Origin of the sequence: Mycobacterium sp., assembly GCF_050701515.1 — a bacterium.
In the GTDB taxonomy this organism is placed as follows: Bacteria; Actinomycetota; Actinomycetes; order Mycobacteriales; family Mycobacteriaceae; genus Mycobacterium.
The window spans coordinates 35,315-49,740 of sequence record NZ_JBOGDB010000001.1 but is presented as its reverse complement, the minus strand read 5'-3'; the positions used below and the strand labels follow the sequence as shown (position 1 = coordinate 49,740).

Annotated in this window: 13 protein-coding genes and 1 riboswitch; of the genes, 6 read left to right on the top strand and 7 right to left on the bottom strand. The window is 66.4% G+C overall.

Annotation, left to right across the window (positions count from 1 at the left end):
• The first annotated feature begins 17 nt into the window (after nucleotides 1–17).
• Nucleotides 18–845, top strand: coding sequence for an epoxide hydrolase EphH (ephH, locus tag ACRDU5_RS00215; protein WP_526612204.1), 828 nt, complete (start codon nucleotides 18–20; stop codon nucleotides 843–845).
• On the opposite strand, the gene ACRDU5_RS00210 is transcribed toward ephH, so the two are convergent.
• Nucleotides 842–2,059 (bottom strand): NADP-dependent isocitrate dehydrogenase, encoded by a 1,218-nt coding sequence (locus tag ACRDU5_RS00210; RefSeq protein ID WP_526612203.1) that lies wholly within the window; start codon nucleotides 2,057–2,059, stop codon nucleotides 842–844. The two genes, ephH and ACRDU5_RS00210, sit on opposite strands and share 4 nt — an antisense overlap.
• Before the next feature lie 48 nt (nucleotides 2,060–2,107).
• Nucleotides 2,108–4,348, bottom strand: a complete 2,241-nt coding sequence (locus ACRDU5_RS00205; RefSeq protein ID WP_526612202.1) for an NADP-dependent isocitrate dehydrogenase — start codon at nucleotides 4,346–4,348, stop codon at nucleotides 2,108–2,110.
• A 143-nt stretch (nucleotides 4,349–4,491) separates the two neighbouring features.
• Nucleotides 4,492–4,610: riboswitch (SAM riboswitch) on the top strand.
• 105 nt (nucleotides 4,611–4,715) lie between these two features.
• Here ACRDU5_RS00205 and ACRDU5_RS00200 point away from each other — a divergent pair.
• The 3 genes from ACRDU5_RS00200 to ACRDU5_RS00190 are packed head-to-tail and all read left to right on the top strand — an operon-like array spanning nucleotide 4,716 to nucleotide 7,978.
• A complete protein-coding gene (locus tag ACRDU5_RS00200; RefSeq protein WP_526612201.1) occupies nucleotides 4,716–6,071 on the top strand; it encodes a bifunctional o-acetylhomoserine/o-acetylserine sulfhydrylase in 1,356 nt (451 codons plus the stop codon).
• Between the two features lie 24 nt (nucleotides 6,072–6,095).
• Nucleotides 6,096–7,217, top strand: coding sequence for a homoserine O-acetyltransferase MetX (metX, locus tag ACRDU5_RS00195; RefSeq protein ID WP_526612200.1), 1,122 nt, complete (start codon nucleotides 6,096–6,098; stop codon nucleotides 7,215–7,217).
• Between the two features lie 5 nt (nucleotides 7,218–7,222).
• A complete protein-coding gene (locus ACRDU5_RS00190) occupies nucleotides 7,223–7,978 on the top strand; it encodes a class I SAM-dependent methyltransferase (protein ID WP_526612199.1) in 756 nt (251 codons plus the stop codon).
• An 8-nt stretch (nucleotides 7,979–7,986) separates the two neighbouring features.
• Here ACRDU5_RS00190 and ACRDU5_RS00185 read toward each other — a convergent pair whose 3' ends face one another.
• Complete coding sequence (locus ACRDU5_RS00185; protein WP_526612198.1) at nucleotides 7,987–8,280, bottom strand: DUF3017 domain-containing protein; 294 nt, start codon at nucleotides 8,278–8,280, stop codon at nucleotides 7,987–7,989.
• Nucleotides 8,277–9,131 (bottom strand): bifunctional methylenetetrahydrofolate dehydrogenase/methenyltetrahydrofolate cyclohydrolase, encoded by an 855-nt coding sequence (locus tag ACRDU5_RS00180; RefSeq protein WP_526612245.1) that lies wholly within the window; start codon nucleotides 9,129–9,131, stop codon nucleotides 8,277–8,279. Before ACRDU5_RS00180 ends, ACRDU5_RS00185 begins: the two co-directional genes overlap by 4 nt.
• Nucleotides 9,132–9,158: 27 nt before the next feature.
• Between ACRDU5_RS00180 and ACRDU5_RS00175 the strand changes: the two genes are divergently transcribed.
• Both ACRDU5_RS00175 and ACRDU5_RS00170 read left to right on the top strand, forming a co-directional pair.
• Nucleotides 9,159–10,364 (top strand): NADH:flavin oxidoreductase, encoded by a 1,206-nt coding sequence (locus ACRDU5_RS00175; RefSeq protein ID WP_526612197.1) that lies wholly within the window; start codon nucleotides 9,159–9,161, stop codon nucleotides 10,362–10,364.
• 76 nt (nucleotides 10,365–10,440) lie between these two features.
• Nucleotides 10,441–13,047 (top strand): FHA domain-containing protein, encoded by a 2,607-nt coding sequence (locus ACRDU5_RS00170; RefSeq protein ID WP_526612196.1) that lies wholly within the window; start codon nucleotides 10,441–10,443, stop codon nucleotides 13,045–13,047.
• A gap of 9 nt (nucleotides 13,048–13,056) precedes the next feature.
• On the opposite strand, the gene ACRDU5_RS00165 is transcribed toward ACRDU5_RS00170, so the two are convergent.
• Genes ACRDU5_RS00165 through ACRDU5_RS00155 form a run of 3 tightly spaced genes read right to left on the bottom strand, consistent with a single transcriptional unit; the run spans nucleotide 13,057 to nucleotide 14,426 of the window.
• On the bottom strand, nucleotides 13,057–13,485 hold the full coding sequence (locus ACRDU5_RS00165) for a pentapeptide repeat-containing protein (protein WP_526612195.1): 429 nt from the start codon (nucleotides 13,483–13,485) through the stop codon (nucleotides 13,057–13,059).
• A gap of 4 nt (nucleotides 13,486–13,489) precedes the next feature.
• On the bottom strand, nucleotides 13,490–14,071 hold the full coding sequence (locus tag ACRDU5_RS00160; protein WP_526612194.1) for a GTP-binding protein: 582 nt from the start codon (nucleotides 14,069–14,071) through the stop codon (nucleotides 13,490–13,492).
• The gene (locus tag ACRDU5_RS00155; RefSeq protein WP_526612193.1) at nucleotides 14,052–14,426 is read right to left on the bottom strand and encodes a DUF742 domain-containing protein; all 375 of its coding nucleotides are present in this window, start codon (nucleotides 14,424–14,426) and stop codon (nucleotides 14,052–14,054) included. The genes ACRDU5_RS00160 and ACRDU5_RS00155 overlap by 20 nt, the downstream gene beginning before the upstream one ends.

Sequence of the window (14,426 nt, the reverse complement as noted above, 5' to 3'; positions counted from 1 at the left end):
GCCATAGTGTCGGCAGCATGCCTGAGCGCGTGCCGATCCACCTCGGGTCCGGGGAGCCGATGCTGTTGCTGCACCCGTTCATGCTGTCGCAGAACGTGTGGAAATACGTCGCGCCGCAGATAGCTGAGACGGGTCGCTACGAGGTGTTCGCACCCACCATGGCCGGACACAACGGCGGATCCAAAGGCCCGTTCTTCCTGGGCTCCGCGTCGCTAGCCGACGATGTCGAACGCCACCTCGACGCGCTGGGCTGGGGCACTGCGCACATCGTGGGCAACTCGCTTGGCGGCTGGGTTGCGTTCGAGCTGGAGCGCCGCGGCCGGGCCCGCACGCTTACCGGGATCGCGCCGGCCGGCGGCTGGCGCCACTTCACGCCGGCAAAATTCGAGATCGTCGGCAAGTTCCTGGCCGGCCTCCCGGTGTGGCTGTTGGCCCTCGCGCTGCGTCGACGGGTGCTGAGCCTTCCGCTGTCCCACCGGATCGCCTATCTGCCGATCAGCGCATCCGCCGACGGCCTGAGCGAAGCCGACCTCCGCGCATGCGTCGACGACGCCGCACATTGCCCGGCGTACTACCAACTGCTGGTGAAGGCCCTGCTGCTGCCAGGGCTACTGGAACTGGCCAACGGCACCGCCCCGACCCACCTGGTCATCTGCGAGAAGGACCGGGTGTTGCCGCATCCGCGCTACACCCGCCAATTCACCACCCAGCTGCCCAAGGACACGAAGGTCACGCATCTCGACGGCGTCGGGCACATCCCGATGTTCGAGGCGCCGGAGCGGATCACCAAGGTGATCCTCGACTTCGTCGACGCTTACGCCTACCCGAAGCGGGCCACTGGCTAGTTGAGGGCCCTCTTCAGGTGGTCGGCGATCGAGCCGAGGAACTCCTCGCTGGTCTGCCAAGGCTGCTCGTCCCCGATCAGGGTCGCCAGGTCCTTGGTCATCTGGCCGCCCTCGACGGTGTTGATGACGACGTCTTCGAGCGTGTCAGCGAACTTGATCACGTCGGGAGTGTTGTCGAGCTTGCCGCGATGCTCGAGGCCGCGCGTCCACGCGAAGATCGACGCGATCGGATTGGTCGACGTGGGCTTGCCCTGCTGGTGCTGCCGGAAGTGCCGGGTGACGGTGCCGTGCGCGGCCTCCGCCTCGACGATCTTGCCGTCCGGTGTCATCAGCACCGAGGTCATCAGGCCCAGTGAGCCGTAACCCTGTGCGACCGTGTCGGACTGCACGTCGCCGTCGTAGTTCTTGCACGCCCACACGTAGCCACCCTCCCACTTCAGGCAGGCCGCCACCATGTCGTCGATCAACCGGTGCTCGTAGGTCAGGCCCTTGGCTTCGAACTCCTCCTTGTACTCCTCGTTGAAGATGCGCTGAAACTCGTCCTTGAACATCCCGTCGTAGCCCTTGAGGATGGTGTTCTTCGTCGAAAGGTAGACCGGGTAATTCTGTTGCAGCCCATAGTTGAACGACGACCGGGCGAAGTCCTGGATGGACTTCTTGAAGTTGTACATGCCCATGATGACGCCGCCGCCCTCGGGGATCTCGACGACCTCGTGCACCATCGGCTCGCTGCCGTCGTCCGGGGTGAACGTCACCGTGAAGGTGCCGGGCTTTTCCACCTTGGTGTTGAAGGCGCGGTACTGGTCACCGAACGCGTGGCGGCCGATGATGATCGGCTTGGTCCAGCCCGGAACCAGCCGCGGCACATTGGAGATGACGATAGGCGCCCGGAAGATGGTGCCGCCCAGGATGTTTCGGATCGTGCCATTGGGCGAAAGCCACATCTGCTTGAGGTTGAACTCTTTGACGCGGGCCTCGTCGGGAGTGATGCTGGCGCACTTGACCCCAACACCGTGCTCCTTGATCGCCTCGGCGGCGTCGACGGTCACCTGGTCGTCGGTCTCGTCGCGGTGCTCGATGCCCAGGTCGTAATAGTCCAAGTTGAGGTCGAGGTGCGGAAGGATCAACTGCTCCTTGATCATCTTCCAGATGATGCGGGTCATCTCGTCACCGTCGAGCTCTACGACCGTGCCTTCGACCTTGATCTTGGACATGTGGGCCACACTACAAGGGCCAAGTGGCCCGGGAAGGGCCATGTTTCGTTACTGACCAGTAGCGCTTTGTAACAGCTCATTCAACGTCTTGCTGGGCCGCATCACGGCTGTGGTCTTTTCGCGGTCCGGGTTGTAGTAGCCGCCGATGTCCACCGAATTGCCTTGCGCCTCGACGAGTTCGGCCACGATAGCCTCTTCCTTCTCGGCTAGCGCCTTGGCCAGTTCGCCGAAGTGGTCGGCCAGCCCTTGATCCTCGTTCTGCGCGGCGAGTTCCTGCGCCCAGTACAGCGCCAGATAGAACTGGCTGCCGCGGTTGTCGAGCTCACCCGTCTTGCGCGACGGACCCTTGTCGTTCTCCAGCAGGTTGCCGATCGCGGCGTCCAGCGTCGTGCCCAGCAGTGCGGCCCGCTTATTGCCGGTCTTGTCACCCAGGTCTTCGAAACAGGCGCCCAACGCGAGGAACTCACCGAGCGAATCCCACCGTAGGTGGTTCTCCTCGACCAGCTGGTGGACGTGCTTGGGCGCCGAGCCGCCCGCGCCCGTTTCGTACATCCCACCGCCGGCCATCAACGGCACGATGGACAGCATCTTGGCGCTGGTGCCCAGTTCCAGAATCGGGAACAGGTCGGTCAGGTAGTCGCGCAGGATGTTTCCGGTCGCGGCGATGGTGTCCTGTCCGCGGATCACGCGCTCCAGCGTGTACCGCATGGCCCACACCTGCGGCATGATCTGGATGTGGAGGTCCTCGGTGTCGTGGTCCTTCAGGTAGGCCTTGACCTTCTTTCTCAGCTCGGCCTCGTGCGGACGTTCGGTGTCCAGCCAGAACAGCACCGTCATGCCCGAGAGACGCCCGCGGGTGACTGCCAATTTGACCCAGTCGCGGATCGCTGCGTCCTTGGTCACGGGCATGCGCCAGATGTCGCCCTCCTCGACGTCCTGCGTTAACAACACCTCACCGTTGTCGATGTCGACGATGTCGGCGACGCCGTCCTCGGGAATCTCGAAGGTCTTGTCGTGTGAGCCGTACTCCTCGGCCGCCTGTGCCATCAGGCCGACATTCGGAACGGTGCCCATGGTGGTCGGGTCGAACTGGCCGTGCGTCTTACAGAAGTTGATGATTTCCTGGTAGATCCGGGAGAACGTGGACTCGGGGTTCACCGCCTTGGTGTCCTTGGTCCGTCCGTCGGCGCCGTACATCTTGCCGCCCAGCCGGATCATCGCGGGCATCGAGGCGTCCACGATCACGTCGCTGGGCGAGTGGAAGTTGGTGATGCCCCGTGCCGAATCCACCATGGCCAGCTCGGGCCGGTGCTCGTGCACGGCGTGGATGTCGTGGATGATCTCCTCACGCCGCGTTGCGGGCAGCGACTCGATCTTGTTGTACAGGTCGACCATGCCGTTGTTGACGTTGACACCCAGTTCGTCGAGCACCTTCTGATGCTTGGCGAAGGCGTCCTTGTAGAAGACCTTCACGCAGTGGCCGAAGACGATGGGATGGCTGACCTTCATCATCGTCGCCTTGACGTGCAGCGAGAACATCACGCCGGTCTTGTAGGCATCCTCGATCTGCTGTTCGTAGAACTCGCACAGAGCCTTCTTGCTCATGAACATGCTCTCGATCACGTCGCCCTCGTCCAACGACGTCTCGGGCTTGAACACGATCGTCTCGCCGCTCTTGGTCTTCAGTTCCATCCGGACGTTGCGGGCGCGGTCCAGGGTCATCGACTTCTCGCCGTGATAGAAGTCGCCGCCCTTCATGGTCGCCACATGAGTGCGGGAGGCCTGGGAAAACTCGCCCATGCTGTGCGGGTGCTTGCGCACGTACTCCTTGACCGCCTTCGGGGCGCGGCGGTCCGAGTTGCCTTCGCGCAGAACCGGGTTCACCGCACTGCCCAGGATCTTGCCGTAGCGCTCCTTGAGGGCCTTGTCTTCGTCGGTCTTCGGATATGCCGGATAGTCCGGGACTGCGTAGCCCTTCTCTTGCAGTTCCTCGATGACAGCCGTGAGCTGCGGCACCGAAGCGCTGATGTTCGGCAGCTTGATGATGTTGGTCTCGGGCAGCTGGGTCAGCCGGCCCAGCTCGGCCAGGTTGTCCGGCACGCGCTGCTCTTCGGTCAGGTGATCGGAAAACTCGGCCAGGATGCGTGCCGCAACAGAGATGTCACTGGTCTCAACGTTGATCCCCGCCGGCTCGGTAAAGGTTCGAATGATCGGCAGGAAGGCGTAGGTCGCAAGAAGCGGCGCCTCGTCCGTCAGCGTGTAGATGATGGTTGGCTGCTCGGCGCTCATGTGGTGTTCTCCCGGCGTCGGTCTCGGTCAGGTTCGTCGGTTACGAACCTACGCGTGCGGCAGGGTCTGGGCACCGGCCGCTCCGGGCGCTTCATGATCACCCCGCTGGCGCCCAGTCAGCAACATGCGATACCCTTCTCATCGGTCATGAGCGCCAGCGTCAAGCCCCGGCTTGCTGGCCGGCAACCCTCCAACCGCGGTGGGGTGCCCCGGGTGATGACCAGGTTGAGTAGCCGTTAGCGGTTACCGGCAAGCGCGGGTCCGTTGTGACGGGCCCCCAAGAGACAGGTGAGGTCCGTCGTGCGCAGTTCCTGCTGAGTACGTCGAACCGAGCCGAGCCGGCCCCATCACAACAGGAGAAACACCCATGAGCACCGAAAACACGCTCGACGACCCGACGGCAAGCTGGTCGTTCGAGACGAAACAGGTCCACGCGGGGCAAACCCCCGATGTCGCCACCAACGCGCGGGCGCTGCCGATCTACCAGACCACGTCGTACACCTTCAACAGCACCGATCACGCCGCCGCGCTGTTCGGCCTCGCCGAGCCCGGCAACATCTACACCCGGATCATGAACCCGACGCAGGATGTCGTGGAGCAGCGCATCGCAGCGCTGGAAGGCGGCGTCGCGGCGCTGTTCCTGGCATCGGGCCAGGCCGCCGAGCACTTCGCGATCCTCAACCTCGCGAACGCCGGTGACCACATAGTGTCCAGCCCGCGGCTCTACGGCGGCACGTACAACCTGTTCCACTACACGCTGCCCAAGATCGGCATCGAGGTCAGCTTCGTGGCGGACCCCGACGACCTGGAGTCCTGGCGCGCGGCCGTGCGGCCGAACACCAAGGCGTTCTTCGGCGAGACCATCTCGAACCCGCAGAACGACATCCTGGACATCCCCAACCTCGCGGCGATCGCCCACGACGCCGGGGTGCCGTTGATCGTCGACAACACCGTCGCCACCCCGTACCTGATCCAGCCGATCAGCCACGGCGCCGACATCGTCGTGCACTCGGCCACCAAGTACCTGGGCGGACACGGCGCCGCGATCGCCGGCGTGATCGTCGACAGCGGCACCTTCGACTGGACCAACGGGAAGTTCCCCGGCTTCACCACGCCCGACCCGAGTTACCACGGGGTGGTGTTCGCCGAGCTGGGGCCGCCCGCCTTCGCCCTGAAGGCGCGGGTGCAACTGCTGCGCGACCTGGGTTCGGCGGCATCGCCGTTCAACGCTTTCTTGGTCGCACAAGGACTAGAGACGCTGAGTCTGCGCGTTGAGCGACATGTAGAGAATGCGCAACGCGTCGCTCAGTACCTGGCCGGGCACGAGGACGTGATCTCGGTGAATTACGCGGGGCTGCCCAGCTCGCCGTGGTATGAGCTGGGAAAGCAGCTGGCGCCCAAGGGAACCGGTGCGGTGCTGGCTTTCGAACTGGCCGGCGGCGTTGATGCCGGCAAGGCGTTCGTCAACGCGCTGACGCTGCACAGCCACGTCGCCAACATCGGCGACGTGCGCTCGCTGGTCATTCACCCGGCGTCGACCACCCACGCCCAACTGACCCCCGAGGAGCAACTGGCCACCGGTGTCACGCCGGGCCTGGTGCGGCTGGCGGTCGGTATCGAAGGGATCGATGACATCCTCGCCGACCTCGAGCAGGGTTTCGCCGCGGCGCGCCCACTGCGCGCGTCGGGGACCGCCGATCCGCAGACGGTCTCTGCGTTTTAGATGACGGTCGTGAGGACATCTGACGTGACAATCTTTGACGTGCCCACTACCGCGCTGCCCGCCGAGGGTGAGGTCGCGGTCGTCGACATCGGCTCGCTGACGCTGGAGAACGGCGCCGTCATCGACGATGTCTCCATCGCCGTGCAGCGGTGGGGCGAACTGTCGCCCAACCGCGACAACGTGGTGGTGGTACTGCATGCGCTGACCGGTGACTCGCACATCACCGGTCCGGCCGGCCCGGAGCACCCGACACCGGGATGGTGGGATGGCGTGGCCGGTCCAGGCGCCCCGATCGACACCGGTCGGTGGTGTGCGATCGCCACCAATGTGTTGGGCGGCTGCCGCGGCTCCACCGGACCGAGTTCGCTCGCTCCGGACGGAAAGCCTTGGGGCTCAAGGTTTCCGCTGGTGTCGGTGCGCGACCAGGTGGAGGCCGACGTTGCCGCGCTGGCGGCTCTCGGTATCACCGAGGTGGCGGCGGTGGTCGGCGGCTCGATGGGCGGCGCGCGGGCGCTGGAATGGATGGTCAGCCACTCCGACAAGGTGCGGTCGGCGTTGTTGCTCGCGGTCGGGGCCCGGGCCACCGCTGACCAGATCGGCACCCAGAGTTCGCAGATCGCCGCGATCCAGTCCGACCCGAACTGGCAGGGCGGCGACTACTACGGAACCGGCCGATCGCCGGACCTCGGCATGGAGATCGCGCGTCGGTTCGCGCACCTGACCTACCGCGGCGAACTGGAGTTGGACACCCGGTTCGCCAACGACGCCCAGGGTGACGAGGACCCAGCGACGGGCGGGCGCTTCGCGGTGCAGAGCTACCTGGAGCATCAGGGCCACAAGCTGCTCGCACGATTCGACGCGGGCACATACGTCGCGCTCACCGAGTCGTTGTCCAGTCACGACGTGGGACGGGGTCGCGGCGGCGTCCGCGCGGCGCTGACCAACTGTCCGGTGCCGGTGGTCGTCGGGGGCATCACCTCCGACCGGCTCTACCCGCTGCGACTGCAGGAGGAGCTGGTCGAGTTGCTGCCCGGCTGCACCGAGTTGCACATCGTCGACTCGATCTATGGCCACGACGGCTTCCTGGTCGAGACCGAAGCCGTCGGCAACCTGATCCGCCAGACCCTGGATCTGGCGGAGAGGTGACAGCGATGAGCCGCTCGGGCGAAGAGCCGACAGCACAGCCCAGTCAGCAGCGTTCCCTGTCGTACGCCGCAGAAGCCGCGGCATATGAGCGCGGCAGGCCGTCGTATCCGCCGGAAGCCATCGACTGGCTGCTGCCAGCGGATGCCCGCGATGTCCTCGACCTCGGTGCCGGCACCGGCAAGCTGACCACCCGCCTGGTGGAGCGGGGGCTCGGGGTCGTTGCCGTCGACCCGATCCCGGAAATGCTGGAGCTGCTGAGCAATTCGCTGCCCGACACGTCGGCGCTGCTGGGCACCGCGGAAGACATTCCGCTGCCCGACGACAGCGTCGACGCGGTGCTGGTCGCGCAGGCGTGGCACTGGTTTGATCCCGAGCGCGCGGTCAAGGAAGTGGCGCGGGTGCTGCGGCCGGGCGGTCGGCTGGGTCTGGTGTGGAACGCCCGCGACGAGCGGCTGGGCTGGGTCAAGGATCTGGGCCGCATCATCGGTCACGAGGACGACCCGTTCAACAGCAAGGTCACGCTCTCGGAGCCGTTCGACGATACCGAACGCCACCAGCTCGAGTGGACGAACTATCTGACGCCGCAGGCGCTTATCGACCTGGTCGCATCGCGCAGTTACTGCATCACCTCACCGACGGATGTGCGCACCCAAACCCTGGAGCGGGTGCGGGAACTGCTGGCCACCCACCCGGCGCTGGCCAACACCACCGGCCTGGCGCTGCCGTACGTCACCGTCTGCATCCGCGCCACCCTCGCCTAGCAGCGTGCTCAACCTGTGCCGAGCGGGTCGATGGTCCAGGCGATGTAGATCACGCCCGCGCTGACGATGGCCGTGGTGACGAAGTCAATGCCCTTGCTGCGCACCGCCAGCAGGCCGGCCCGATCATCGGTGAGCGCCAGCCGCAGCGCCGCCGCGACGGCGACACCGATGCCGAGCACCAGCGCACCTCGTCGCCAATACCCCGTGATCACCAAGCCGAACGCGGCCACGAAGAACACACCCACCAGCAGAATCGGCCACTGCCCGCGGACCACCTTGCGCGCGAATTCCCGAGCGGTCACAACAACTGTGCTTCGGCGAGCTCGACGACGTTGGTCAGCAGGAACGCCCGGGTCAGCGGGCCGACCCCGCCGGGATTCGGCGACACGTGGCCGGCCACCTCCCACACTTCGGGGTGCACGTCACCGACGAGTTTCCCGTCCTCGTCCCGGCTGACGCCCACATCGACCACCGCCGCACCCGGCCGCACCATCTCCGCGGTCACCATGTGCGGCACGCCCGCCGCGGCGATGATGATATCGGCCTCGCGAGTGTGCTGTGGAAGGTGCCGAGTTGCGGTGTGGCACAACGTCACCGTGGCGTTCTCCGACCGCCGGGTGAGCAGCAGCCCGAGCGGCCGGCCCACGGTGACGCCACGGCCGATCACTACTACCTCAGCGCCGGCGATCTCCACCTCGTAGCGCCGCAGCAGGTGCACGATGCCGCGCGGCGTGCACGGCAGCGGCGCCGACTCGTTGAGCACCAGACGGCCCAGATTGGTCGGGTGCAGGCCGTCGGCGTCCTTGCCGGGGTCGACGCGTTCCAATGCGGCGTTCTCGTTGAGATGTTTGGGCAGCGGCAGCTGCACGATGTAGCCGGTGCAGTCGGGGTTGGCGTTGAGCTCGTCGATCGTCTCGTCAAGCTTGGCCTGGCTGATGTCGGCGGGCAGCTCGCGGCGGATCGAGTTGATGCCCACCTTGGCGCAGTCGCCATGCTTGCCCCGCACGTAGGCCTGCGAGCCGGGGTCGTCGCCGACGAGGACGGTGCCCAGCCCCGGGGTGCGGCCGGCGGCCGTCAACCCCGCCACCCGTTCCTTGAGGTCGACGAAGATCTCGTCGCGGGTGGCCTTACCGTCCAGCGTGATCGCGCCCACGGCAGCCATTGTGGCAGGCTCGCGAGTATGAACACGCAGCCCAATGTGTTCACCCCGGCCAAGCTCGGCCCGGTGACGCTGCGCAACCGCATCATCAAGGCGGCGACGTTCGAGGCGGCCACGCCGCAAGCGCTGGTCACCGACGACCTGATCACCTACCACCGGCTGCCGGCCGCGGGTGGGGTCGGCATGACCACGGTGGCCTATCTAGCGGTGTCACCGGATGGGCGCACCGATTTCGACCAGATCTGGTGGCGCCCGGAGGCGATTCCCGGTCTGCGCAAGCTGACCGACACCATTCACGACGAAGGCGCCGCGATCAGCGCGCAGATCGGCCACGCCGGACCCGTCGCCCACTTCCGCACATACCGGGGCAAGGCGCTGGCACCGGTCCGGCTGTTCAACCCCGCCGGTTTGAAGTTCGCCAAGCGGGCTACGCGTGACGACATCGACAAGGTCATCGCCGACCACGCCACCGCGGCGCGGTTCGCGATCGAGGCCGGGTTCGACGCGGTCGAGGTTCACCTGGGCCACAACTACCTCGCCAGCTCATTCCTCAGCGCGCTGATCAACCGGCGCGACGACGAGTTCGGGGGGTCGCTGGCGAACCGCGCCAAGGTGGCACGCGGCATCGTGATGGCGGTACGGCGCGCGGTGGAGAAGGAGGGCACCCCGATCGCGGTGACCGCCAAGCTCAACATGGCCGACGGGGTGCGCGGCGGCATCTCCACGGATGAATCGCTGCAGACAGCCAAATGGCTCGAGGAGGACGGTGGCCTCGACGCCATCGAACTCACCGCGGGCAGTTCACTGGTCAACCCGATGTATCTATTCCGCGGTAACGCCCCCATCAAGGGGTTCGCCAAGGGCATACACCGGCCGATGCGCTGGGGCGTCCGAATTCTCGGCAAGAAGTTCCTGCGGGAGTACCCGTACCGGGAGGCCTATCTATTGAGGGACGCCAAGCTGTTCCGCGCCGAGCTGAAGCTGCCGCTCATCCTGTTGGGCGGCATCACCAACCGCGAAACGATGGACCTGGCGATGGCGGAGGGCTTCGACTTCGTCGCCATGGGACGCGCGCTGCTCGCCGAACCCGACCTGATCAACCGGATCAAGGCCGACGGCGACGCGCATTCGGTGCGATCGGCGTGCACGCACTGCAACGAGTGCATGGTCACCATCTACACCCGCACCCACTGCGTGGTCACCGGGTCGCCGGCGGCCACCCACTAGCCCGGCGTCGGCGCCGGTTTCCTGACCTCGCGGTCACGCGTCGTAGCAGCCGGTGATACCTATAGAGTTGGTCGCGATGAGCCGCCCCGCCTCCCCCGCGCTGACCGTTCGGTATGAAGGATCCGCGCGCTCCTTCGCAGCCGGCAACGACGTGGTGATAGGCCGCGACCTGCGCGCCGACGTGCGCATCGCCCACCCGCTGATCTCCCGGGCACACCTGGTGCTGCGGTTCGACCAGGGTCGATGGGTGGCCGTCGACAACGGCAGCCTCAACGGCATGTTCGTCAACGGGCGCCGGGTCCCCACCATTGACATCCAGGACGGTCAGAACGTCAACATCGGTAACCCCGACGGCCCCCAGCTGAGTTTCGAGGTCGGCCGTCACGACGGGTCAGCCGGTCGGCCACCGACGACGTCCATACGCGTCGCCGAGCGCCCCGGCGGTGCCCGGGCCACCGAGCCGCCGCAGGCGACCGGACCCCGCCCGCAGCAACCGAGCATTTCGCGCCCCCAGCCGATGTACCCATCGGGCCCGCCACCGACCTACCCGCCGGGCCAGCAGCCGCGGTACCCGAGCGGGCCGCAGCCCGCCCGGACGCCCGTCGCGGTATCGCAACCGATGTCCCAGCCGAGTCTCGAATCGGTCACGTCGATCGGTCCGACCGCGGCCCCGCGCTCGAGCGAGGGGAACCTCGCGACCAGCATGCTGAAGATCCTGCGGCCCGGCCGCCCCGCCGAGGCGCCGCCGGGCTCGACCAAGATCGGGCGCGCCAACGACAACGACATCGTCATCCCCGACGTGCTGGCGTCCCGGCACCACGCCACCTTGGTTCCCGCCGCCGGCGGCACCGAGATCCGCGACGAACGCAGCATCAACGGGACGTTCGTCAACGGCTCGCGGGTCGAGTCGAAAGTGCTGCACGACGGCGACGTGGTCACCATCGGCAACGTCGACCTGGTGTTCCGCGGCGGCACGCTGGCCCGCCGCACCGAGACCGCGGCCGACACCCGCACCGGCGGCCTGGACGTGCACGGCGTGACGTGGACCATCGAGGGCAACAAGACACTGCTGGAAAACATCTCGCTGTCGGCACGCCCCGGCACGTTGACGGCCGTTATCGGACCGTCGGGCGCGGGTAAGTCGACATTCGCCCGGTTGGTGGCGGGCTACACGCACCCGACGACCGGCACGGTGGCCTTCGAGGGACACGACATTCACGCCGAATACGCCTCGCTGCGCTCCCGGATCGGCATGGTGCCCCAGGACGACGTGGTACACGGCCAGCTGACCGTCATGCAGGCGCTGATGTTTGCGGCCGAGCTGCGGCTGCCACCGGACACCACCAAGGAAGACCGCAAACAGGTCGTTGCGCAGGTGCTCGAGGAACTCGAGATGACCCGGCACGCCGACACCCGCGTCGACAAGCTGTCCGGCGGTCAGCGCAAACGCGCGTCGGTGGCGATGGAGCTGCTGACCGGACCGTCGCTGCTGATTCTCGACGAGCCGACCTCCGGCCTGGATCCCGCACTGGACCGGCAGGTGATGACGATGCTGCGCCAGCTCGCCGACGCCGGTCGCGTGGTGCTGGTGGTCACCCACTCGTTGTCCTATCTCGACGTGTGCGACCAGGTGCTCCTGCTGGCACCGGGCGGCAAGACCGCGTTCTCCGGACCGCCCAGCCAGATCGGGCCGTCGATGGGGACGACGAACTGGGCCGACATCTTCAGCGGGGTCGCACGCGACCCCGACACCGCCAACAAACGGTTCCTCGCCCAGCACGGTCCACCCCCGCCTCAACCGGCGGCACAGGAACCGGCGGACCTGGGTAAGCCGACGCGGACCAGCCTGCGCCGGCAGTTCTCGACCATCTCCCGGCGCCAGATGAGGCTGATCGTCTCCGACCGCGGGTACTTCATCTTTCTGGCGCTGCTGCCGTTCATCATGGGTGTGCTATCACTGTCGGTGCCGGGAGACGTCGGCTTCGGCGTGCCCGTTCCTGCGATACAGGGTGGTGAAGCGCCGAACGAGCCGGGGCAGATCCTCGTGCTGCTCAATGTCGGCGCCATCTTCATGGGCACCGCCCTGACGATCCGCGCCCTGATCGGCGAGCGGGCGATCTTCCTCCGCGAGCAAGCCGTCGGATTGTCCACGACCGCATACCTGTTCGCCAAGGTCTTCGTCTTCGCCGGCTTCGCGTTGCTGCAGTCGGCCATCGTCGTCGCCATCAACATATGGGGCAAGAAGTGGGGGCCGGGAGCCGTGACCAGCGGCGCGGTGATCCCCAACCGGACCCTCGAGCTGTACGTCGACATGGCGGCCTGTTGCGTGGCCGCAGCGATGGTCGGCTTGGCTCTCTCGGCGCTGGCCAAATCGAACGAGCAGATCATGCCGCTGCTGGTGATCGCGATCATGTCGCAGCTGGTGTTCCAGGGCGGCATGATCCCGGTGACGGGCCGGGTGGTGCTCGACCAGTTGTCATGGATCACGCCGGCGCGGTGGGGATTCGCCAGCACCGCGTCGACGATCGACCTCATCAGACTCGTACCGGGCCCGCTGACTCCGCAAGACTCGCATTGGAGGCACACCCCCGGCGCGTGGTGGTTCAACATGGGCATGCTCGGGTTGATCTGCATCGGCTACTTGAGCTTGGTGCGGTGGAAGATCCGGCTCAAGGCCGGCTGATTTTCAGCGTCACTCGCCGTGCACGTCGAGCCCGTGCGCCGCGGCGAAAGCCAGCGCCTGCTCGATATCGATGCGGGCGCCGCGCACTGCGGCGGTCGTCCACAGCGTCGGGTCGGAACGGGCGCCGCGCAGATCGCAGCCGCCCAGAATGGCGAGCGTGAAATCCACCTCGACCAGGGTAAGCGGACGAAGCCGGCACTCGGTGAACACCGAGCCGAGCATGCTGCAGTGACGAAATGTGCTGTGCCATAACGATGTCCGGTGAAAGGTGCAATTCCGGAATGCCGAGCCGACATGTTCGGACTCGCCAAGGTCGACGCCGCTGAAATCGCAGTCGGTGAACACGACGCGTTCGGTGCGCAGCCCCCTCAGGTCGTCGTCGCGGAAATCGTGGTCGTCGAATTCGCGGTCCACCCAGACCGTTTCGGTGTCATCCACGAGGTCAGCCGGGCAGCGACGGGAGCACGTCCAGCGCGTATTCGGTGACCGCGATCAGCGCGGCCGTCGAGGAGTGCCGATCACGGGCGTCGACGGTGATCACCGGGATATCGTCGGATAGCGCCAGCGCCTTGCGGACTTCGGCCGGGGGATGTTTTGGCGCGTCGTCGAATTCGTTGACCGCGATCAGGAATGGCAGGTTGCGAGCCTCGAAGAAGTCCACCGCCGCAAAGCTGTCCTGCAGCCGTCGGCAGTCGACGAGGATGATCGCGCCAATGGCCCCGCGGACCAGGTCGTCCCACATGAACCAGAACCGGCGCTGGCCGGGCGTGCCGAACAGGTAGAGCACCAGTTCCTCGTCCAGGGTGATCCGGCCGAAGTCCATCGCCACCGTCGTGGTGTTCTTGTGCGGCGTCGCGTCCAGGCCGTCGAGACCCGCCGAGGCATTGGTGACCAGGGCCTCGGTGCGCAACGGCATGATCTCCGAGACGGCGCCGACGAACGTGGTCTTGCCGACCCCGAAACCGCCCGAGATGACGATCTTGGTCGACGCCGCTTCACGCCCCTCAGAGTGCTTGTAAGCCACGGAGGGTCCTTCCTATCAGTTCGCGGCGCTCATCGACGGTCGACTCATCGTCCAGGGTGTGGTGCACGCGCAGGTGACCCGACGACACCAGATCACCGATGAGCACGCGGGCCACGCCGACGGGTAAGGATAGATGAGCCGCCACCTCGGCGACCGACGGGCTGTCCTCGCAGAGCGTGCAAATCCGCGCCCGCACATCGTTTCCCGGCCACCGCCGCGGCTTCTTGGTTTTGATCGCCTGCACCGGCGCCTCCAGCGGCAGCTTGACGCGGGAATCCGTGCGACCGGCCGTCAGCGTATACGGCCTTACCAGGCTGTGTTCCTCCGCAGGTGCGCGCGGCTCGCGTTCGTCCAT